The following is a 20,877-nucleotide window of genomic DNA, read 5'->3' as shown; positions in this document are numbered from 1 at the left end:
CACCAACGTCATCGCCGCCACCGCACAACGCTACGACGACGCCACCTGGCACAACACCGTCACCTACACCACAGCAACCGGCGCGTACTACTACGACGACAACGGCGCGGTCTATGTGCTGCAAGACAAGGTGCCCGCCGGGACCACTCCGGTCGGTATCTTCACCTTCCTCGCCCCCAACGGAGACCTCTACCTCAACAACAGACGAGTCGCCACCAACGTCATCGCCGCCACCGCACAACGCTACGACGACGCCACCTGGCACAACACCGCCACGTACACCACAGCCACCGGCGCGTACTACTACGACGACAACGGCGCGGTCTATGTGCTGCAAGACAAGGTGCCCACCGGGACCACCCCGGTCGGCATCTTCACCTTCCTCGCCCCCAACGGAGACCTCTACCTCAACAACCGCAAAGCCGCCACCAACGTCATCGCCGCCACCGCACAACGCTACGACGACGCCACCTGGCACAACACCGCCACGTACACGACGGCCCCCGCGTGCTGAAGCCGAATCTGCATTAACCCCGCTCAGCCCCCAGCGCCAGCACCGCCTCGGCGAGTGCCCGGATCCCCGCCGCGACATCGGCGGCGGAGACGGCCTCGTCGGGGTGGTGACTGATTCCCTCGGGGTTGCGGAGGAACAGCATCCCGACGGCGGTGATCGCCCCGATCGACATGGCGTCGTGCCCGGCACGACTGAACAGGGTCGGGGCGTCACCGCCGATCCCCTCGCGCACGACGTCCTGCAACAGCGGGGCACAGAACACCGCCGGCGCGGAGTGCACCTCACGCGCCCGCCATCGCAGGCCGCGGCGGCCCATGATGGCATCCAGTTCCGCGGAGATCTGCGACCACGTGTGGTCGCGGGTCTCGTCGAACTCGCCGCGCAGGTCGAGCGAGAACACCGCCTCACCGGGCACGACGTTCACCGCCCCCGGGAACGCCTCCAGCTGACCGACCGTGCCGACGATGTGATGCTCCGCGCGACAGATCCGCTCCACCGCGAGCGCCGCCTCGCTCGCGCCGAGCAGCGCGTCGCGGCGCATGTCGTACGGGGTGCCGCCGGCGTGCCGGGCCTCGCCCTCGACGACCAGCGAGAAACGCCGCGCCGACGCGATCGACGACACCGCCGCGAGCGGGAGCCCCGCGCGGTCGAGCTCGGGGCCCTGCTCGATGTGTGCCTCCAGATACCCGACCAGCTCTTCGGGCTTGCGCGCGGCCTCGCCGATGCGGCCCGGATCGAGGCCGAACTCGCGGAACGCCTGCCGCAGCGTCGAGCCGTCGGCATCCGTCAGGTCCCACCACGACGGGTCCCACTGCCCCGCCACCGCCGACGAGCCCAGCAGCGCCTTGCCGAAGCGGGTGCCCTCCTCGTCCGAGAACGCGATGACCTCCAGCGCGAACGGGAACGGACTGGATGCCATCCCCTCGTCATCCACGCGACGCACCAGCCGCACGACCTCGAGCGCCATCAGCACACCCACGATGCCGTCGAAGCGGCCGGCATCCGGAACCGTGTCGAGGTGCGAACCGAGCATGAGGGCCGGGGCGTCGCGGTCTGCGGCGGGGGCGAGGCGCCCGACCTGGTTGCCGGCGGCGTCCTGGCGGGTCGACATGCCGAGCTCGCGCATCCACTCGGCGGCGAGCCGGTTCACGCGCGCGTGCTCGGGCGAAAGGTAGACGCGCTCGATGCCACCGGGGGTCGCGGTGACGCGCGCGAGCTCCTCGCAGCGCCCCATCACCCGACGCGCGGCCGACGCGATGCGCTCGGGCGCGACCTGGAGCCGGGTCTTCATCCGGCGGCCCCGGCCGGGACGGCGGCCCCGTACACGCCCTGCGCGGCCTCCACGCCACCGCCCCCGGCAACCGCCGCGCCGTGGCGGCGGAGCACCGTCTCGAGCGCGGCGAGGGTGGTGAGCACGGCGTCCTTCCGGGCGTTGTAGCCCATCGTGCCGATGCGCCAGACGCGCCCGTGCAGCGGACCGAACGACGTGCCGATCTCGATCCCGAAGTCGTTCAGCAGCTCGGCGCGCACCGCGTCGCCCACGACCGCCTCGGGGATCTCGACGGCGACGACGTTCGTCATCTTGTGCGCGACGTCGCCGAAGACGGTGAGGCCGAGGCCCTCGACGCCGGCGAGCATCGCGTCGCCGTGCAGCCGGTGCCGCGCGATCACGGCATCCCGGCCCTCGAGCAGCAGCACGCGCGCGCACTCCCGCGCGCCGTAGAGCATCGTGGTCGCCTCGGTGTGGTGGTTCAGGCGCCGCGGACCCCAGTAGTCCAGGATCATCGCCAGGTCGAAGTAGTTCGAGCGGATGAAGTCGGATGCCACGGCATCCCCCTCCTCCCGGATCCCCGCCTCGACCCGGGCACGCGAGCGCACCACCTCGACGGCGCGGTCCGACAGGCTGATCGGCGCCGAACCCGAGGGGCCGCCGAGGCACTTCTGCAGGCCCGCGGTCGCGGCATCCAGACCCCAGGCATCCATCTCGAACGGGTTGCCGCCGAGCGAGGCCGTGGCATCCGTGTAGAAGAGGGCGCCGTGGGCGCGGCAGATCTCACCGATCTCGTCGAGCGGCTGCAGCATCGTGGTCGACGTGTCGCCCTGCACGCATGCGACGAGGTGCGGCTTCACCCGCTCGATCGCCTCACGGATCATCGACACCGGGAACACCTGTCCCCACGGCACCTCGATCGTGTGGACCTCGGCGAGCGCGCGCTCCGCGATCTCGGCGAGGAGGTGGCCGAAACGGCCGAAGACGGGGACGAGGACGCGGTCGCCGGGGCGGATCAGCGACACCATCGCCGCTTCGATGCCCGCGCGGCTCGTGCCGTCGATGAGGAGAGTCGCGTCGTTCGCGGTGCCCCAGACCTGGCGGTAGAGCTCTTGCGTCTCGTTCATCGTGGCGGTCATGAACGGGTCGTACTGCCCGACGAGCGGGGCCCCCATCGCGCGCAGCACGCTCGGGTACGCCGAGATGGGGCCGGGGCCCATCAGCAGGCGGGCGGGCGGGTCGATCGGGCCGGGGAGGTGGGTCATCGGGACTCCGTGGTGCGGGGGTGGATGGCGGGGATACGGGGGCTGGCGTGCCGGGCTCCGGAGATTCGGACTCTTCGGGGCTGTGGGCGGCGGAGGATCCGCGCGGCGCGGCGCTTTCTCCGGAGCGCGGCACTGACCGGGAGCGTCATCGACCCACCCCCGCCCCGACCAGCGCCGCGAGGCGGCGAGCCAGGCGGACCAGCGCGATGTCGGTACCGGCGCGCGAGACCAGGCAGACGCCGACCGGCGCGCCGTTCACCGTCAGCAGCGGCACCGAGATCGCCGGAAGCCCCGCCGCCGCCGCGGGGGCGGTCATGCGCAGGGTCGCCGCGCGGACGGCATCCACATCCGCGGTGCGCAGCGGGGCGGGGCCGGGCACGGTCGGGAAGATCAGGACGGCGCCGTCGACCAGCTCGGCGAGGTGCGCGGCGATCGGCTCGAGGTCGTGACGCGCCGCGGCCTCCTCGGCGGCGGTGATCTGCGACGCGGCGCGGAAGCGGCCGGCGACCGCGGACCCCACGGCCCCGGGGTGCGCGCGCAGCCACTCGCCGTCGTTGCGCCACGCCTCGGCGCCCTGGACCGTGCGGAACGCCGTGAAGGTGGCATCCAGGTCTCCGGTGTGCACCGCGCGGAACGGCGGCGGATCATCGGATGCCGACAGTGCGGCCAGCAGCCGCGAGAACGCCGTGCGGGTGTCGGCTTCGACGCAGTCGAGGATCTCCTCGGGCACGAGGAACCGCCACGGCAGGTCGTCGCCCGACGCTCCGTAGACGTTCTCGGTGGAGGCGGAGCCGTCGTAGCTGAGGCACCAGTCGGCCACCCGCTGCAGGGTCTCGCCGTCACGGGTGAGCCAGCCGACCGTGTCGAACGACTGCGCGAGCGGCAGCATGCCCTGCCGAGGCACGAGGTCGTGGGTCGTGCGGAGGCCCCAGAGCCCCTGATACGACGCGGGCACGCGGATGGAGCCGGCGGTGTCGGTGGCGAGACCGATGTCGGCGTGGCCGAGGGCGACGGCGGATGCCGGTCCGCTCGACGAGCCGCCGGGCAGGGCGCCGACGACCGCGCCGTTCGGCGGGGTTCCGTAGTGCACATTGTCGCCCGCGATCGAGTACGCGAACTCGTCGGTGCGGGCGATGCCGCGCAGCGACGCTCCCGCGCGGAGGAGGTCGGCGACGGCCGGGGCCGTGACCTTCTCGGGGCGCGCCTCCTCAAGGAACGTCGGGTTGCCCGCGCCGATGCGGAACCCCGCGATCGCGAAGAGGTCCTTCACGGCGACGGTGAGTCCCGCGAGCGGTCCCTCCCACGCTCCCTGCAGGAACGGATCGCCGACGCTGCGCCAGATCGTGCGGTCGAGCGCCGGGGTGCGCGGCGTCACGTGCGCCGCAGTGATGAGCCAGCGTCCGTCGATCCGCTGCCACACCTGCGTCTGCAGCCCGCGTCCGCCGCCGCGGAACGCCGAGACCGAGACGAGGAGGGCGACGTCGCCGTCGGTGCTGCCGGCCTCGCCGCCGCCGGCGAGCGGGCGGTAGTGCACCTCGGCGATCTCGCGCGGGGGAACGCCGCCGCGGAGCGCCCGGAACCCGCTGATCGCGTCGTGTCCGACGAGGAGACCCGCGGTGTCGCCGCGGAGCGTGTCGTCGCCGGGAGCGAAGAACGCGTCGAGGGCGTCGAGGTCGTTCGCGACGATCGCCCGCTCGTACGCGTCGAAGGCCTCCCGCAGGTCGGCCGGGATCGTGGCATCCGTCATCGCTCGTCCCTCCCCTTGCGATCGAGTGTCCAGGACACGCCGTATGCGACCCGCGCGATGCGGCGTGTCTTGGACACTGGACCATCACCCGCACCACGGCGCGGCGCGATGCCGGGGGCGGCACCGGCGGCGTCCGCGGCATCGGCGCGGGCGAGCGCGGCGGCGAGTGCGGGGGTCATGCGGCGTCTCCCTCGGCGATGCGCGTCATTGAGTGTCCAGAACACGCGGATGCCACGACGCCCGGTCCGCGTGTCTTGGACACTGAACCGGCGGCGGCATCGGCACGGGCGGCGGCGGTGATGGCGGCGCCGGCGGGATTCACGCGGCGCCCCCGGACTCGGCCACGCCAGCCAGCGGCACCGGCTCCACCGCGGCGACCCCGGCGAAGTCGGCCTCGCGGATGCGCGCGTGGACGCCGGACACGATGTCGACGACCTGCGAGATGTCGAAGTCGGTCGCGGCGCTGAGATACGCGTAGGCGAGGTGCTCGTCCATGCCCCAGCGGCCCCCGAGGAGCGACAGCGACGCCCGGACGCAGGCGCGCATCGCGGCATCCAGGTCGGGGTCCATGCCGGTCGGCACGAGGTACTCGGGGGTGCGGACGAGCGGGCCGGTCACGTCGCCGAAGGCGGCGCGGGCGGCATCCGCCGGGATCACCTCGAAACGCAGCGTGGCCCGGAGGGATGCCTCGAGCGCGGTGAGCGCGACCTCGCCGTCGCCCTGCGCGAAGTGCGGATCGCCGACGTACGCGAGCGCCCCCTCGACCTGCACCGGGAGGAACAGCGTCGTCCCCTCGACCAGCAGGTTGATGTCGATGTTGCCGCCGTGGGTTCCGGGCGGGACGGAGTGCGGCCGCTCGTCGCCGGCGACCGCGACGCCCATCGTGCCGAGGAACGGTGCGAGCGGAAACGCCACCACCGGGTCGCCGCCCTCGACGACGGGCAAGGTCCCGTGCAGAACGCCGTCGCGCTCCGCCACCGACGCGAAGACGCTGACGTTGTGCTCTCCGCGGGGCAGTTCGCCCACGAGCGCGCCCTTGCCGTGGCGGTTCGAGATCACGCCGTACGGCACGCGCGGCGCGAGCGCCTCGACCGTGATCTTCAGCAGATCGCCGGGGTGCGCGCCGCGCACGTGCACGGGCCCGACGACGACGTGCGGGCCGTCCGCCATCACGTCCCGGGGAACGGATGCCGCGATCTCGACCGCGTCGTCGAGCACGTGCTCCGTCGGAACACCGTGCGACGCGAAGTACGCCGCCGGGTCCTTGCCCTGGTCGTCGAGGATGCCCTCGTGGCTCACGGTGTCGAACGTCACGGTCTCGCCCGACGCGATCTCGAGCACCGCCGCATCGGCTGCGCACGGGAGGCGCCCCCACAGCACGGTCTCGGGCGTCGCGCGGACGTAGTGGTCGCCGGGGATGGGTCCGACGCCGGGCTGCAGGATCGGAACGGCGCTCATGCCTCGACCACCGTGGTCACGAGCTCGCGCCCCGCGCGGACCGTCACGGGCTCGCCGCGGCGGAACACCGACTCCCCGCGCAGCCATGTCTCGCGGACGACGCCGGTGAGCGTCTGCCCATGCCACGGCGAGACGGGGTTCCGGTATTCGAGGGCCGTGGCATCCACGATGAATTCCTCATCGGGAGCGAACGCCACGAGGTGCGCCGGGGCGCCGGGAGCGACGACGCCGAGGCCCGGAAGCCCGGCGATACGCGCGGGTCCGGTGGTCAGGAGCGGCAGGAGGCTTTCGAGCGGGATGCCACGCCCCCGCGCCGCGGTATGCACCGACGACAGGCCGGTCTGCAGGCCCGCGATCCCGCCCCACGCCAGGCCGAAGTCGGGGTTGGACTTCAGCTCCACCGTCGCGGGCGAGTGGTCGCTGACGATGGCGTCGATGGTGCCGTCGGCCACCCCCGCCCACAGCAGGTCGCGGTTCGCGGCGCCGCGGATCGGCGGGCAGCACTTGAACGCCGCGGCCCCGTCGGGCACGTCGGCGGCGTCGAGGGTGAGGTAGTGCGGGCACGTCTCGACGGTCAGGCGCACGCCTTCCGCCTTCGCGGCACGGACGTCGTCCAGTGCCTCGCCGTCGGACACGTGCACGATGTGCGCCCGGGCACCGGTGCGGCGGGCCGCGTCGATCACCCGGCGGATCGCGGCGCGCTCACTCGCGGGCGGGCGGCTGGCCTCGAAGTCGGCGTAGTGCGGACCGAGGGCGCCGTCGGCGTGCAGATGCGCGGGATCCTCGGCGTGCACGATCAGCAGCCCGTCGAACTCCGCGAGCTCGGCGAGGCAGGCCTCGAGCTGCGCGGCATCCAGGTGTCCGAACTCGTCGATGCCGCTGGGCGAGAGGAAGCACTTCACCCCGACGACACCGGCATCCGCCAGCGCGCGCAGCGACCCGAGGTTCTCGGGGACGGCTCCTCCCCAGTAGGCCACGTCGACGGCGAGCTTCCCGGCGGCGGCGGCGCGCTTGGCATCCAGTGCTTCGGGGGTCGTCGTGACCGGCGAGCTGTTGAGGGGCATGTCGACGACGGTCGTCACGCCCCCGGCCGCGGCGGCCGCGGTGCCGGTGGCGAAGCCCTCCCACTCGGTGCGGCCCGGTTCGTCGAGGTGCACGTGCGAGTCGACGAGGCCCGGCAGCAGCACGGCGTCGTCGGGCAGCACGCGGTCGGCGACGGGATCGAAGACGGTCACGGCCGCGATGCGCCCCTCGTCGATCACGACGGTGGCGGGGACGAAACGCCCGTCGACGTACGTGCGGCGGGCGGCGATCCTGGTGCTCATGCCGATCACGCTAAAGGCCCCGCGTTTCGCCGATGTAACCGTCATCAACATTCATGCGAACACTCGGCCCGTGAAGGAGGGGTCAGCGGGCGCGGCGGTGCTCGCGGCGGGGGCGGCGTGGTCGAGTCGGGGCGTGCTGCGTGGCCCCGGGGCGCCAGGGGTGGCCCCGGGGCCACCGCGCAGCGTCGCCGAAACCGCACCCGCCACGCCGCGCACCGGCGGCGGCGCGTACTCGTCGCGCTTGCTCGTCCCGAGGCCCATGCGCACCATCCCGGATGCCAGGCCCACCGCCGCCGCGACCCCGTCGACGACGGGCACGCCCACGCGTGCCGTGAGTTCGGCGCACAGGTCGGCCATGCCGGCGCAGCCCAGCACGATCACGTCGGCACCGGAGCCCGCGGCATCCACCGCGAACCGCTCGATGGTCGCGACGGCGTCCGACGCGGTGTCCTCGAGGTCGAGCACCGGGATGCCGGTCGCGGCCAGCGATACGCACGCGCGCTCCATGCCGTAGCGACCCACGAGGTCACGGGCCCGGCCGAGCGTGCGGCTCAGGGTCGTGACGACGCCGAAGTGCCGCCCCGACACCGCGGCCAGGTGCATCGCGGCCTCGGCGATCCCGACGACCGGAGCATCGACCAGCTCGCGCGCCGCGTCGAGCCCGGGGTCGCCGAAGCACGCGATCACGTAGGCGTCGGCGGGGGCAGGGCCCTCGCGGTCGGCCGCGACGAGCTCGACGACCGCGGCCGCGGCGGCGACCTCGTCGACGTGGCTCTCGATCGCGGCCGCGCCGGTCGCGGGGCACACCGCGTCGATGCGGACGTCGGGCCCCGCCACCTCCCGGGCGGCGTCCGCGATCTTCGCGGTCATCGCCCGGGAGGTGTTGGGGTTGATGAGCAGGATCCTCACGCGAGCGCCTCGCGCGGGCCGGCGGCTGTCGGCCGCGCCGTCCCGGGCTCCGGAACTGCGGCATCCTGAACCGTCTGTGCACGCGCCGTGACTGCCTCAGGCGTCGGGGTTCCGGAGCGCGGCACCGCCCCGGTGGCATCCACGGGGATCCCTCCCGAGATCGCCGGCGGCTCGGATGCCGCGGTGGCCGCGGCTCCGTCGACGGTGCCGTCCGAGATGCCGTCGATCTCGCCGGCGAACGTCGGGACGCGGGGGTCGAGCCGCTCGAACAGCAGGAACAGGACGTACCCGAGGCCGCAGCCGATGAACCAGCTGTAGTCGCTGACCCACGAGACGTTGAACAGCCCCAGGTCGGCGAAGAGCTTCGGGAAGACCGCGATCGCCACGGTCGGTACACCCGCCACGATGACGGCCTTGACCGCGTTCGGGTTGAAGCCGTTGCGGTACCAGTAGGGGCCCTGCGCATCCATCGTGAACATCGCGTCGACCTTCACGCGCTGGCGGGCGGCGATGTAGTACCCGGCGATCAGGATGCCGAAGAGCGGGCCGATCAGGGCGCCGAGGACGCCGAGCGAGTAGTGGATCGCGTCGTCGTTGGCGTACCAGTTCCACGGCATGAGGAAGGTCGAGCCGACGGCGGCGATCATGCCGCCCGCGCGCCACGAGATCTTCTTCGGGGCGACGTTGGAGAAGTCGAACGCGGGCGAGATGAAGTTCGCGACGATGTTGATGCCCACCGTCGCCGTCACGAACGTGAGGCCGCCGAGCAGGATCGCGAAGGGCGCGTCGATCGACTCGACGGTCTTGATCGGGTCGGTGATCAGTTCCCCGAACACCGGCACGGTCGCGGACGCCGTGACGACGGTCAGCAGCGAGAAGAAGAGGAAGTTGATCGGCAGACCCCAGAAGTTGCCCTTCTTCACCGCCGCGAAGCTCTTGCCGTAGCGCGCGAAGTCGCCGAAGTTCAGCATCGGTCCGGAGAAGTACGACACCACCAGCGCGATCGCGCCGAGCATCACCGGGATCGAGGCCCAGAAGTCCAGCTGCGTCGTCGAGAGAGTGAACGAGATGTTCTGGATGCCGGCCCGCGACACCAGGTACACCGCGAGCACGATCATCACGAGGTAGACCGCCGGCCCCGCCCAGTCGATGAAGCGGCGGATGACCTCCATGCCGTTCCAGAACAGGAGGAACTGCGCGGTCCACAGGATCGCGTACGAGATCCAGCCGAGCGCCGACAGCCCCGCGAAGGACACGTCGAGCAGGGCCGCCGAGCCCGGGATGAACTTCAGGAAGATGATGTTCAGCGACTCCGCCGCGAGGAACGTCTGCACGCCGTACCAGGCGATCGCGATGAGGCCGCGGATGATCGCGGGGATGTTCGCCCCGCGGATGCCGAACACCACGCGGTTGATCACCGGGTAGGGGACGCCCGTCTTCTGGCTGGGCTTGGCGACGAGGTTCGCGAACACCTGCACGATGACGATGCCCGCGAGGAGAGCCACGAGCACCTGCCAGGACTGCAGGCCGAGGGCGAACAGCGAGCCCGCGGTGACGTAGCCGCCGACCGAGTGCACGTCGCTCATCCAGAACGCGAAGATGTTGTACGACGTCCACTTCTGCTTCTTCAACGGAGCGAGGTCTTCGTTGGCGAGCCGGTCGTCGTACTGCGGCTTCATGTTGCCGCCGCCGGTGGGGTGGCCTGCGGCCTCCACGAGATCGTGGGGGCCGGTGAGCGGTGTCGTGGTCATGTCATTCCTCTCAGGACGGTGGATGCCACGACGTGGAGTCCGCGGCCGGAGTGGTGCATGAATGTGAAGCTATGGGTTCACACATCCGCCCTGGTTTCGCTCGTGTAACAGCTGTGTGAAGTCGCTCCTTCACACTCGCGGCATCCCTAGACTCGGGGCATGACGCAGCCCGCCGCCGTGGACGACCTCGCGGGCTCCGCCGTCGGCACTCGCATCCGCGAACTGCGCACCGCCCGCGGCATGTCGGCGCGCACCCTCGCCACGAAGCTCGGCATCTCCCCCAGCGCCGTGTCGCAGATCGAACGGGGCGTCCTGCAGCCGAGCGTGTCGCGGCTCATCGCCATCACCGACGCCCTCGGCGTTCCGCTCGTGGCGGCGTTCGACCCGGCATCCGATCGTCCCGTCGAACCCGTGGGCCCCTCCGGTTTCACCCTCCAGCGCGCGGGACAGTCCCCCGACATCGTGCTCGACAGCGGAGTCTCGTTCCGCCGCCTCACGCCCGGGACGTCTCCCGGCGTCGACTACTTCGAATCGATCTACCCGCCCGGAGCGTCAGCGCACGGCGCCGACGGGCTGTTCCACCACGAGGGGTACGAGGTCGGCACCGTCGTGTCGGGCGAATTGACCATCGACTTCGAGGCCGAGCGCGTGATCCTGCGCGCCGGGGATGCCATCAGCTACCCCTGCTCGGTCCCCCACCGCCTGCACAACACCGGCACCGCGGATGCCGTGGCGCACTGGCTGATCGTCCACGCCTGATCCGCCGGCGGCCGCCGCCCACGAGAACAGGCGTTCCTGCCAGAACAGGACGGGGACGCCCGCGATCGACCTGTTCTCGAACGATCTCCTGTTCTCAGAGCCGCCGCCGCCACCGCCACCGAATGTTCCCCCCAGCAACATCGCGGACACATCCCGCCACAGCGCCGTAACGCGCGCCGCCTAGCCTGACCGGCATGCACCTGCACGCCTTCAACGCCCTCGACGATGCGGATGCCACGACCCTGGCCCGGGTCTGGGCCGACATCCCGGGGTGGGTCGACGCGGTCGTCGCCGGTCGCCCGTACGCGGACGTCGACGCCCTCGCCGCCTACGCCGGAGACCTCGCCGCCGCATGGTCACCCGCCGACCTCGCGCACGCCCTGCACGCCCACCCCCGCATCGGCGCGAGAGTGTCGGGCGAGAACGCCGAGGCCGCGGCATCCCGGCGCGAACAGGCCGCGATGAGCACCGCGGCCGATGACGACGTCGCCGCGATCGCCGCCGGCAACGCCGCGTACGAGGAGCGGTTCGGTCGCGTCTTCCTCATCCGCGCGGCGGGGCGGACGCCGGGCGAGATCCGCGCCGAACTCGAGCGTCGTCTCGGCAACGACCCCGACACCGAGACCCTCGAAGCGACGCGGCAGCTCGCCGAGATCGCGCTGCTGCGCCTGCGCGGCAGCGTCACCGACGCCCCGGAGGGCACCGAATGACCCACCTCACCACCCACGTCCTGGATGCCGCGACCGGCACGCCCGCGGCCGGCGTCGCCGTGACGCTCGCCCACCTCGACGGCGCGACGATCGACTCCGCCGAGACCGACGCCGACGGGCGCCTCGCCCTCGGACCCGACCGGCTCGACGACGGCGACTACGCGCTGACGTTCGGCACGGGAGCGTACTTCCGTGCGCGGGGGGTCGCGTCGTTCCACCCCGTCGCGACCGTCGCGTTCACCGTGTCGGACGACGCGCACCTGCACGTGCCGCTGCTGCTGAGCCCGTTCGCCTACTCGACCTACCGCGGCAGCTGAGGAGAGCCATGAAGGTCATCGTCATCGGCGCCGGGGTCGGCGGAACCTCCGCCGCCCTCGCGCTGCAGAAGCTCGGCCACGAGGTCGTCGTGTACGACCGCATGCGCGAGAACCGCCCCGTCGGCGCCGCGCTGTCGCTCTGGTCCAATGGCGTGAAGGTGCTCAACTGGCTCGGGCTCGGGACCCAGGTCGCCGCGCTCGGCGGCCAGATGCACGACATGGCCTACTACGACGGCCACACCGGCGACGAGATGTGTCAGTTCTCCCTGGCATCCGTCACCGCCCAGACCGGACAGCAGCCCTACCCGGTCGCCCGCGCCGACCTGCAGGCGCTGATGATGGATGCCGTCGGCTCGACCGACATCCGTCTCGGCATGCAGCTGGTCGGCGTCTCCGACGACGGCGAGACGGTCACCGCGACCTTCGCGGACGGTTCGACCGATACGGCCGACCTCCTCATCGGGGCCGACGGGGCGCGCTCGCTCGTGCGCGACTACGTCACCGAGCCCACCGGCATCCGTCCCGAACGGCGGTACTCCGGGTACGTCAACTACAACGGCCTGGTCCCCGCCGACCCGCGCATCGGACCGCCGCACCAGTGGACGACCTACGTCGGCGACGGCAAGCGCTGCGCCGTGATGCCCGTCGCGGGCGACCGGTTCTACTTCTTCGTCGACGTTCCCGGGCCCTCGGGCGAGACTCCCGACCGCATGCAGGCCCTCGAGGATGCGTTCGGCTCGTGGGGCGCGCCGGGAGTGCGGGCGCTGCTGGATGCCATCGACCCCGACGCCTCGCTCAACCGCGTGGAGATCTGGGACATCGACCCCTTCGACACCTGGGTGCGCGGGCGCGTGGCGATCCTCGGGGATGCCGCGCACAACACCGCCCCCGACATCGGCCAGGGCGCGTGCTCGGCGCTGGAGGACAGCTTCGCCCTCGGCATCGTGTTCGCCACGACCACGCTCGGCGTCGAGGACTCGCTGAAGCGCTACGAGCGCATCCGCACCGAACGGGCCGGTGACCTCGTGCTGCGCGCCCGCAAGCGGGCGCACGAGACGCACGCGTTCGACGTCGAGGCCACGCAGGCCTGGTACGACGGCCTGCGCCGCGAGGACGGCACCGGCGTGATCCGCGGCATCGTCGGCAACATCGAGGGCAGCCCCGTGGAGCTCGGCGCGAGCGTCTTGGGCTGACGCGCGGGCCGGCGTCGCGGGGGGGCGTCGGGTTCAGTGTCCAAGACACGCCGTATCGGGGCCCGACGCAACGGCGTGTCCTGGACACTCGACGTCGAGCGGCGCGGCGTCTGGGCTTCAGTGTCCAAGACACGCGGATGCCACGGCGCGCGGTCCGCGTGTCTTGGACACTCAACCGCGACGCGGCGCGATACGGCGGAGGCGGAGGCGGACGCGCGCCGGGGTCAGACGTGGAAGATGCTGTGCACGTCGCCGCCGAGCACCTGGCGGCCGCCGAGGGCGTCGATCTCGAGCAGCACCGCGGTGCCGGTGACCTCGCCGCCGAGGCGGGCGACGAGCGCACGGCCGGCTTCGAGGGTGCCGCCGGTGGCGAGCACGTCGTCGAGCAGCAGCACCCGGGTGCCGTCGGCGATGTCGTCGTGCATCTCGATCTCGGCGGTGCCGTACTCGAGCGCGTACGAGACGGATGCCGCGGGCCGCGGCAGCTTGCCCGCCTTGCGGATGGGCACGAGCCCCACGCCCGCCGCGACGGCGGCGGCTCCGGCGAGCAGGAACCCGCGCGCCTCGATGCCCGCGACCACGTCGAAGCGGCCCGCGAACGGCTCGAGCAGCGCGTCGATCGTGGCGCGCAGGGCCGTGGCATCCGCCAGCAGGGGCGTGATGTCGCGGAACATCACCCCGGGCTCGGGATAGTCGGGGATGCTGCCGATCAGCGATTCGGCACGGGCGAGGGCGGAGGCGTCGGGCACCCATCCAGCCTAGACGCGGGGCCGCGACCCCTCCCGCGACTTCGGGCAAACGCGCGCGGAAGCGCCCTCCGTGCGCACATACGCCCCAAGTCACCGTGCAGGAGAACACTCGACCCGCTGCAAGCGCTTGCACTAGGTTGTACCGCATGACTTTCACGCAGCAGGACGCGCGCCCCGAACTCGAGTCCGCTCCCGGTTCCGAGTGGTGGCGGACCGCCGTCATCTACCAGATCTACCCGCGCTCGTTCGCCGACGCATCGGGCGACGGCCTGGGCGACCTGCCCGGCGTCACCGCGCACCTCGACGACCTGAAGGAGCTGGGGGTGGATGCCATCTGGCTCAGCCCCTTCCAGCGGTCGCCGCAGAAGGACGCGGGGTACGACGTCGCCGACTACCGCGACGTCGACCCGATCTTCGGCACGCTCGCCGACTTCGACGCGATGCTCGCGGGCGCGCACGAGCGTGGCATCCGGGTGATCGTCGACCTCGTGCCGAATCACTCGAGCGATCAGCACGTCTGGTTCCAGGAGGCGCTGAAGTCCGCCCCCGGAAGCCCCGAGCGCGCTCGGTACATCTTCCGCGACGGCGCGGGCGAGAACGGCGAACTTCCCCCGAACAACTGGGAGAGCGTGTTCGGCGGCGGCATGTGGAAGCGCGTGACCGAGGCCGACGGCACGCCGGGCCAGTGGTACCTGCACATCTTCGACGAATCGCAGCCCGACTTCGACTGGACCAACCCCGAGGTGCGCGCGGAGTTCCGCGACATCCTGCGCTTCTGGCTCGACCGCGGCGTCGACGGCTTCCGTGTCGATGTGGCCCACGGCCTCATCAAGGCTGCGGGTCTGCCCGACTTCACGCCCGACCCCGAGGGCGGATCCATGGGCGGCGACGCCGCCGGCGTCCCGTACTGGGGCCAGCCGGGCGTGCACGAGGTGTGGCGCGAGTGGCACGAGGTGCTCGCCGAGTACGACGGCGACCGCGCCCTGTGCGCCGAGGCGTGGCTCCCGACCGTCGCGCAGACGGCGCTGTGGGTGCGCCCCGACGAGATGCACCAGGCCTTCAACTTCCACTACCTCGAGACGAAGTGGGGTGCCGAGGCGCTGCGCGCCGTGATCACGGAATCGCTGCACGAGTACGCGGCCGTCGGCGCGCCGAGCACGTGGGTGCTGTCGAACCATGACGTCGTCCGCCACGCGTCGCGCCTGGCGCTCACGGCCGAGAACCCGCAGGGCGCCGGCATCGGCCCGAAGTCGCCCGGCAAGCCCGACCCGGTGAAGGGTCTGCGCCGCGCCCGCGCCGCGACCTCGCTGATGCTCGCGCTGCCCGGCTCGTCGTACCTGTACCAGGGTGAGGAGCTCGGCCTGCCCGAGGTCATCGACCTGCCCGACGACGCCCGCCAGGACCCCACCTGGTTCCGCACCGAGGGCGAGCGCTACGGCCGCGACGGCTGCCGCGTCCCGATCCCGTGGGCCGCGGACGCCCCCGCCTACGGCTTCAACGACACCGGAGCGGCCTGGCTGCCGCAGCCCACCGAGTGGGCGGAGCTCGCCCGTGACGTGCAGCGCGAGGACCCGGCATCCACCCTGTCGCTGTACCGCTCGCTGCTCGCCGAGCGCCGCGCGCACGGTCTCGGCGCCGGGTCGCTGGAGTGGCTCGACGGCTACGGCGACGACGTCGTGGCGTTCCGCAACGGCGCCGTCACCGTGATCGCCAACCTCGGCGACACGGCGGTCGAGCTGCCGGACGGCGACGTCCTCGTCGCCAGCGGACCCTTGGAGGGCGCCTCGCTCCCGACCGACACGACCGTCTGGATCGCCGCGGCCTGAGCCGTGGCATCCCGGATCCGCGAGACCGTGGTCGGCATCGACGAGGTCGCCCGCCGGGCGGGCGTGTCGACGGCCACGGTCTCGCGAGCCCTCAGCGGGCGCGGCCCCGTGTCCCCCGTCACCCGGCAGCGGGTGCAGACCGCCGCGGACGAGCTGGGGTACGTCGTCTCGGCGGCGGCGTCGACGCTGGCGACCGGCCGCGCGCGGGCGATCGGGGTCATCGTGCCGTTCCTGGACCGATGGTTCTTCAGCACCGTGCTCGCGGGGATCTCGGACGCGCTCGTCCGTCGCGGTTTCGACATCACGCTCTACGGCGTGAGTGCGGCGGCCGAGGAGCGCCGCCGCGTGTTCTCGGACAACATGCGCCGGCGTCGCGTCGACGGCATCATCACGATCGCGCCGGAACTCGACGCGGAAGAGACCGAGCTGCTCCGCGGCCTCGGCGTGCCGATCGTCGCGATCGCCGGACCCAACCCGCTGCTGACGACCCTCACCGTCGACGACCACGCCGTGGGTCGCCTCGCCACCCGGCACCTGCTCGAGCTCGGCCACCGCCGGATCGCCCACATCGGCTCGCACGGGACGAGCGGATCCTCGGTGCCGGCGCTGCGTCGCCGCGGCTTCGCCGAGGAGATGGATGCCGCGGGCGCGGCGCCCTCGTTCGCCGACGCCGACTTCACGATCGAGGGGGGATCGGCCGCGGCGCGGCGCCTTCTCGAGGGCGATGACCGTCCGACCGCGATCTTCGCGGCCTCGGACGAGATGGCGATCGGTGCCGTGCTCGCCGCCCGGGAGGCCGGGCTGCGTGTCCCCCAGGACGTCTCGATCATCGGCGTCGACGGCAACGACCTCGGCCGCTGGTTCGGACTCACGACCGTCGATCAGTTCGCCCGCGGCCAGGGCGAGCGGGCCGCCGAAGCGGTGCTCGCCGACCTCGACGGGGCCGCCCCCGCCCTTCGACGCGGCACGCTGCCGTTCGCGCTGCTCGAACGCGGGTCGACGGCGGCACCTTCGCACTGAGGCCGTGAGGCGGGCGCGGGGTCGGGGCCACGACATCCCCGCACAACTCCGGCATGTCGCGACCCGCCCGACGGACCGACGCGCGGGGATGCCACAGCGCAGGAGTTCTGCGCGGCTCACACCGCGCGCGAGCGGAACGAGACGCGCGCGGTCAGCGCTGGGAGGCCGCCAGCGATCCCGTCGTCTCGCCGGCGGGATCGAAGATCAGGCAGAGGAGCTCGCGGTCGCCCTGCGCCCAGGTCTGCTCGGTCGGCGAGACGTACGAGTAGTCGAGGGTCGAATCCGCATAGGCGATGCCGACGAAGGCGTCGAACTGCGCGCCGCACCGGTCGAGGGCCTCGGTCTGCAGCACCGCGTCACCGGGGAAGACGCCGTCGTCCAGCAGGAACGACTGGAACACCTCGTACGTGTGCGGCTGGGCGCAGTCGAGCACGTTGTCACTGGTGATGAACCCGCTCGCCACGTCGTCGAGGCACGACCCCACCGGGAGCGCGAAGGACTCGTCCGGCTCGGCGGGCGCTTGCTCGCTCGGCGGCACGAACGGATCCATCGGTGAACTCGCGCCCGACGAGGATGCCGCGCCGAAGGCGAAGAGGGCGAAGAGGGCGATCGCGCCGAGGATCGAGAGCACCGACATGACCGCGCCCACGACGATGCCGCCGATCGCGAGGCCACGCCCCTTCTCGCCGGTCCGCTTGACCTGCGCGAGCGCCACGGAACCGGCCACGATGCCACCGATCGGGACGACGAAGCCGAGCACGAGGGCGATGATCGCGACCGTGTTCGTCCGCGGCCCGGCACCGGGGACCGGAGCGGGCGCGCCGTAGCGGACGCCCGGAGGGACCGCCGCGTAGTCCGCCGGGGGAGCGGTGGGGGCGGGATAGCCCTGTGCCGCGGCGCCCGCGTCGTCGGCGAACGGTCCCGCGGGAATGGCATCCGTCGCGTCCACGTCGGGCGTGGGCGCCGGTGCGCCGTCGGGCACCGCACCCTGCAGAAGACCCTGCTGCGCGAGCCGCACGCCCGACAGGTGCGCGGCTTCGCGGACGACGTCGCCCGCCTTCGCGGCGCCGACGGCACCGCCCTTGAAGAACCCGCCGACCGTCGAGTGCTCGAACGCGGCCAGCGTGCTCCCGGCATCCTCCGTGAAGTGCACGTCGAAGCGCACGTGCATGTCCTGACCCGCGAAGGCGCCCGCGACGATGGTCGTGCCCAGGCTCCCCCGCGAGACGTCGAGCGATCCGCTCGCCGTCGGCTGCACGCTGAAGCCCTGCTCGACCAGCGTCGATGCGACGGCGTCGCGTGCGCGGTCGAGCGGAAGAAGAAGTCGCAGTTCTGCGGTCGCCACGGATACCCCCTGATCTCGTCACCTTGAGGGTGAGCTGGCAGCGTCCAGGCTATCGCCCGGCTCTCATCGGATGCGCCCCACGAGGTCGCCGGCGGTCAGCGAGTCGGCCTCGGCGAGCACGGCGCGGGCGGCGTCGCGGGCGTCCTCGACGTTCCACAGGAGGACGCCGACCACCCGATCGTCGTCGAGGTAGTAGACGACACCGCGGTCGGCGTCGATCCAGTCCTCCACCGTGTCGAGCGCGGAATCCAGCGTGCCGACCGCCTCGTACCGGATGCCGAAGACCGCCGAGTAGTAGTAGGGCGTGTGGGTGTAGGGCTCCCCCGCGCCGGCGAGGTTCCGCCCGACGGCCCGCCCCATCTCGTTCGCGTTGTCGACGTGCTCGACGCGGCGGCGGCCGAGCAGCCGGTCGGGGTAGCTGGCCACGTCGCCCGCGGCCCACACGTCGTCGGCCGAGGACCGCAGCTGCGCGTCGACCACGACCCCGTCGTCGACGGTGATCCCGGCGGCCTCGGCCAGGTCGGTCGCGACCTCGATACCCAGGCCGCTGACCACGGCATCCGCGCGCACCTCATCGCCGCCCTCGAGCGTCAACCGGATGCCATCGGCATCCGCCTCACCCCCCTCGGCCTTGGAACCGGAGACGATCTCGACTCCGGCGTCGCGGAAGAGCTTCTCGAAACGCTCCGCCAGCGCGGGCGGGAACACGGCGTCGCCGAGAACCGCACCGGTGTGGATCAAGACAGTGTCGACCCCGTTCTGCACGAGGGCGGCCGCGAGCTCGGAGCCGATGTACCCGCCGCCCACGACCGCGATGCGCCGGACCTCCTCGGACAGGGCGCGCAGCCTCCGATAGTCCGCGGCCGTGCGGAAGGTCAGCGCCCGCTCGCCGCCGGACCGGTCGTCGATCGGGAGCGGCACGGGGTGGCCGCCGGTGGCGAGGAGCAGCTTCCCGTACGAGAACGTCCGGTCGTCGGCATCCACTTCGTGATCCTCGGGGCGGATCGCCGTCGCGCGCGTGCGCAGCCGGATGTCGGCGCCGGTGTCGTCGGCGGTGCCGAGCGGCACCTTCTCCCAGGTGAACTCGTCGTCGGTCCACAGCTTCTTGCTGAGCGCGGGACGCGTGTAGGGCTCGTCCACATCGTCGCTCAGGATGCCGATGGACCCGTCGGCGTCGAGCTCGCGGATGCCGCGGGCGGCGGTGTCGGCGACCATCCCGCCGCCGATGATGAGGTAGTCGAAGTGTGTCGTGGCCATGCGGCCAGCCTCGCCGCCACGGGACGCCGCCCGAGGCGGCTGGACAGGCGCCCCGGCATCCGGTAGCGGGTCGCGTCGGCATCGAGGGCCCGGGACACGTCGAGTGTCCAAGACACGCCGCATGGCGTGGGGTGGATGCGGCGTGTCTTGGACACTCGACCCGGGGAAGCGACGCCCGGCGCAACGCCGAGACGCGGCACAGGTGAGGAGAGGGTGAAGTTTTCTACCGAATTCTCTAGATATGGGATAGAAAACGGTAGAGTGCCGCAAATGCTGCACGAACTCAACCCTTTTCGCCCGGGAGCCGGTGTCCGCCCGCCTGAGCTCGTCGGTCGCCAACCGGAGATCGATCTCGTCGATCTCATGGTGGCGAAGAGCCGCGTGAAGCGAAACGACGGCGGCCTCATCATCTACGGACTGCGTGGCGTGGGCAAGACGGTGCTTCTCAACGAGCTTCATCGCAACGTCGAACGTGCAGGCTGGGTCACCATTCAATTCGAAGCGCGACCAGGCAGCGCGGGGCCCATCGCGGCGCGGCAGTCCCTCGGCCGGGGTGTGGCGATGGCAGGGCGACGGATGACGCGCTTCCGCTCCGCAGTGGAGGACGTCAGGACTGCGGTGTCCACGGTGTCTTCTTTCGCGTTGACGATCGCAGGCGTTTCCCTGAACCTCGGCGTCGCACCCTCGGACCATCGAGCCAATTCCGGGCTGATCGAAGTGGACCTGGAGGAACTCGTGGCCGACCTTGCCGGCCCCCTGCAGAAGAATCAGAGCGCCCTCGCGATCTTCGTCGATGAAATGCAGGACCTGGACGCCGACCTGTTGACGGCACTTCTCGCCGTACAACACAAGGCGACACAGTCGGACTGGCCGTTCTATGTCATCGGAGCCGGTCTCCCGACGCTGCGTCGGACGATGGCCGAGGCACGCTCCTACTCGGAACGATTTGCTCTGCACGAAGTCGGGGCGCTGACGCACGATTCCGCGATCGAGGCGCTCGAGAAGCCCGCGAGAGAACTCGGCGCACGCTTCACTCGCGATGCCCTGGAGGAAATCGTGCGTGAGTCGCAGGGGTATCCGTTCTTCCTCCAGACGTACGGCAAGGCGGTGTGGGACATCACACCCGATCGCAACATCGACATCGACGTGGCCGTGGCCGGCATCGCCGAAGGGAACGCAGACCTCGACCAGGGCTTCTTCCCCGCACGGTGGGACCGCACGACACCGGCCGAGCGTCAGTATCTGCGAGCGATCGTCGATGTCGGAGGGAGCACCGCAAGTACGGCCGCTGTCGCCGAACACCTCGGTGTTGCAGCCGCCTCGGTGAGCCCGGCACGGCAATCCCTCATCGAGAAGGGGATCATCTATGCCGAGCGTCGCGGATACGTGAGCTTCACAGTTCCGAACATGGACAGATTCATTCTTCGGCAGCCCGACGCGGATAGCTGAAGCAAGCGCCGGC

At 71.7% G+C, this 20,877-nt stretch carries 19 protein-coding genes; 8 read left to right on the top strand and 11 right to left on the bottom strand.

Annotation, left to right across the window (positions count from 1 at the left end; genetic code table 11):
• A partial coding sequence (locus tag BGO45_RS13840; RefSeq protein WP_292695161.1) for a hypothetical protein occupies nt 1-514 on the top strand: 514 nt, incomplete at its 5' end.
• Nucleotides 515-527: 13 nt separating this feature from the next.
• On the opposite strand, the gene BGO45_RS13835 is transcribed toward BGO45_RS13840, so the two are convergent.
• From BGO45_RS13835 to BGO45_RS13800, 8 genes are all read right to left on the bottom strand, one after another.
• On the bottom strand, nt 528-1,805 hold the full coding sequence (locus tag BGO45_RS13835) for an allantoate amidohydrolase (protein ID WP_292695159.1): 1,278 nt from the start codon (nt 1,803-1,805) through the stop codon (nt 528-530).
• Entirely contained in the window at nt 1,802-3,049 is a 1,248-nt protein-coding gene (locus tag BGO45_RS13830; RefSeq protein ID WP_292695157.1) for an alanine--glyoxylate aminotransferase family protein, read from the bottom strand. The genes BGO45_RS13835 and BGO45_RS13830 overlap by 4 nt, the downstream gene beginning before the upstream one ends.
• Nucleotides 3,050-3,194: 145 nt before the next feature.
• Nucleotides 3,195-4,796, bottom strand: coding sequence for an AtzH-like domain-containing protein (locus BGO45_RS13825; RefSeq protein WP_292695156.1), 1,602 nt, complete (start codon nt 4,794-4,796; stop codon nt 3,195-3,197).
• Nucleotides 4,793-4,975 carry a hypothetical protein gene (locus BGO45_RS13820; RefSeq protein ID WP_292695154.1) on the bottom strand — a complete coding sequence of 61 codons (183 nt, stop codon included), beginning with the start codon at nt 4,973-4,975 and terminating at the stop codon, nt 4,793-4,795. Before BGO45_RS13820 ends, BGO45_RS13825 begins: the two co-directional genes overlap by 4 nt.
• Before the next feature lie 139 nt (nt 4,976-5,114).
• Nucleotides 5,115-6,254 carry an acetamidase/formamidase family protein gene (locus BGO45_RS13815; protein WP_292695152.1) on the bottom strand — a complete coding sequence of 380 codons (1,140 nt, stop codon included), beginning with the start codon at nt 6,252-6,254 and terminating at the stop codon, nt 5,115-5,117.
• Entirely contained in the window at nt 6,251-7,579 is a 1,329-nt protein-coding gene (allB, locus tag BGO45_RS13810) for an allantoinase AllB (RefSeq protein ID WP_292695150.1), read from the bottom strand. Before allB ends, BGO45_RS13815 begins: the two co-directional genes overlap by 4 nt.
• A gap of 51 nt (nt 7,580-7,630) precedes the next feature.
• Nucleotides 7,631-8,488: an aspartate/glutamate racemase family protein gene (locus tag BGO45_RS13805; protein ID WP_292695148.1), complete on the bottom strand. Its 858-nt coding sequence runs from the start codon at nt 8,486-8,488 to the stop codon at nt 7,631-7,633.
• A complete protein-coding gene (locus BGO45_RS13800; RefSeq protein WP_292695146.1) occupies nt 8,485-10,239 on the bottom strand; it encodes a cytosine permease in 1,755 nt (584 codons plus the stop codon). The genes BGO45_RS13805 and BGO45_RS13800 overlap by 4 nt, the downstream gene beginning before the upstream one ends.
• Before the next feature lie 159 nt (nt 10,240-10,398).
• Here BGO45_RS13800 and BGO45_RS13795 point away from each other — a divergent pair, with 159 nt between their 5' ends.
• The 4 genes from BGO45_RS13795 (at nt 10,399) to hpxO (ending at nt 13,218) form a co-directional block, all read left to right on the top strand.
• Nucleotides 10,399-10,998: a helix-turn-helix domain-containing protein gene (locus BGO45_RS13795; protein ID WP_292695144.1), complete on the top strand. Its 600-nt coding sequence runs from the start codon at nt 10,399-10,401 to the stop codon at nt 10,996-10,998.
• A 194-nt stretch (nt 10,999-11,192) separates the two neighbouring features.
• Nucleotides 11,193-11,708 (top strand): 2-oxo-4-hydroxy-4-carboxy-5-ureidoimidazoline decarboxylase, encoded by a 516-nt coding sequence (uraD, locus tag BGO45_RS13790; protein WP_292695142.1) that lies wholly within the window; start codon nt 11,193-11,195, stop codon nt 11,706-11,708.
• Nucleotides 11,705-12,025 carry a hydroxyisourate hydrolase gene (gene uraH / locus BGO45_RS13785; protein ID WP_292695140.1) on the top strand — a complete coding sequence of 107 codons (321 nt, stop codon included), beginning with the start codon at nt 11,705-11,707 and terminating at the stop codon, nt 12,023-12,025. Before uraD ends, uraH begins: the two co-directional genes overlap by 4 nt.
• Before the next feature lie 8 nt (nt 12,026-12,033).
• A complete protein-coding gene (gene hpxO / locus BGO45_RS13780; protein WP_292695138.1) occupies nt 12,034-13,218 on the top strand; it encodes an FAD-dependent urate hydroxylase HpxO in 1,185 nt (394 codons plus the stop codon).
• Between the two features lie 224 nt (nt 13,219-13,442).
• Here hpxO and BGO45_RS13775 read toward each other — a convergent pair whose 3' ends face one another.
• Complete coding sequence (locus BGO45_RS13775; protein WP_076492359.1) at nt 13,443-13,967, bottom strand: adenine phosphoribosyltransferase; 525 nt, start codon at nt 13,965-13,967, stop codon at nt 13,443-13,445.
• Between the two features lie 146 nt (nt 13,968-14,113).
• Here BGO45_RS13775 and BGO45_RS13770 point away from each other — a divergent pair, with 146 nt between their 5' ends.
• Both BGO45_RS13770 and BGO45_RS13765 read left to right on the top strand, forming a co-directional pair.
• Nucleotides 14,114-15,793: a glycoside hydrolase family 13 protein gene (locus BGO45_RS13770; RefSeq protein WP_292695135.1), complete on the top strand. Its 1,680-nt coding sequence runs from the start codon at nt 14,114-14,116 to the stop codon at nt 15,791-15,793.
• Between the two features lie 27 nt (nt 15,794-15,820).
• On the top strand, nt 15,821-16,813 hold the full coding sequence (locus tag BGO45_RS13765) for a LacI family DNA-binding transcriptional regulator (RefSeq protein ID WP_292695187.1): 993 nt from the start codon (nt 15,821-15,823) through the stop codon (nt 16,811-16,813).
• Nucleotides 16,814-16,964: 151 nt separating this feature from the next.
• Here BGO45_RS13765 and BGO45_RS13760 read toward each other — a convergent pair whose 3' ends face one another.
• Together BGO45_RS13760 and BGO45_RS13755 are read right to left on the bottom strand one after the other, a co-directional pair.
• The gene (locus BGO45_RS13760; RefSeq protein ID WP_292695133.1) at nt 16,965-18,158 is read right to left on the bottom strand and encodes a DUF4190 domain-containing protein; all 1,194 of its coding nucleotides are present in this window, start codon (nt 18,156-18,158) and stop codon (nt 16,965-16,967) included.
• A 63-nt stretch (nt 18,159-18,221) separates the two neighbouring features.
• Nucleotides 18,222-19,415, bottom strand: coding sequence for an FAD-dependent oxidoreductase (locus BGO45_RS13755; RefSeq protein WP_292695131.1), 1,194 nt, complete (start codon nt 19,413-19,415; stop codon nt 18,222-18,224).
• Between the two features lie 270 nt (nt 19,416-19,685).
• Here BGO45_RS13755 and BGO45_RS13750 point away from each other — a divergent pair, with 270 nt between their 5' ends.
• Nucleotides 19,686-20,864 carry an AAA family ATPase gene (locus BGO45_RS13750; protein ID WP_292695129.1) on the top strand — a complete coding sequence of 393 codons (1,179 nt, stop codon included), beginning with the start codon at nt 19,686-19,688 and terminating at the stop codon, nt 20,862-20,864.
• Nucleotides 20,865-20,877: the final 13 nt, after the last annotated feature.

The sequence above is a fragment of the Microbacterium sp. 71-36 genome (assembly GCF_001898305.1).
GTDB lineage: Bacteria > Actinomycetota > Actinomycetes > Actinomycetales > Microbacteriaceae > Microbacterium.
Note: the sequence above shows the minus strand (reverse complement) of the source record. Positions and strands in the feature narration are given on the sequence as shown.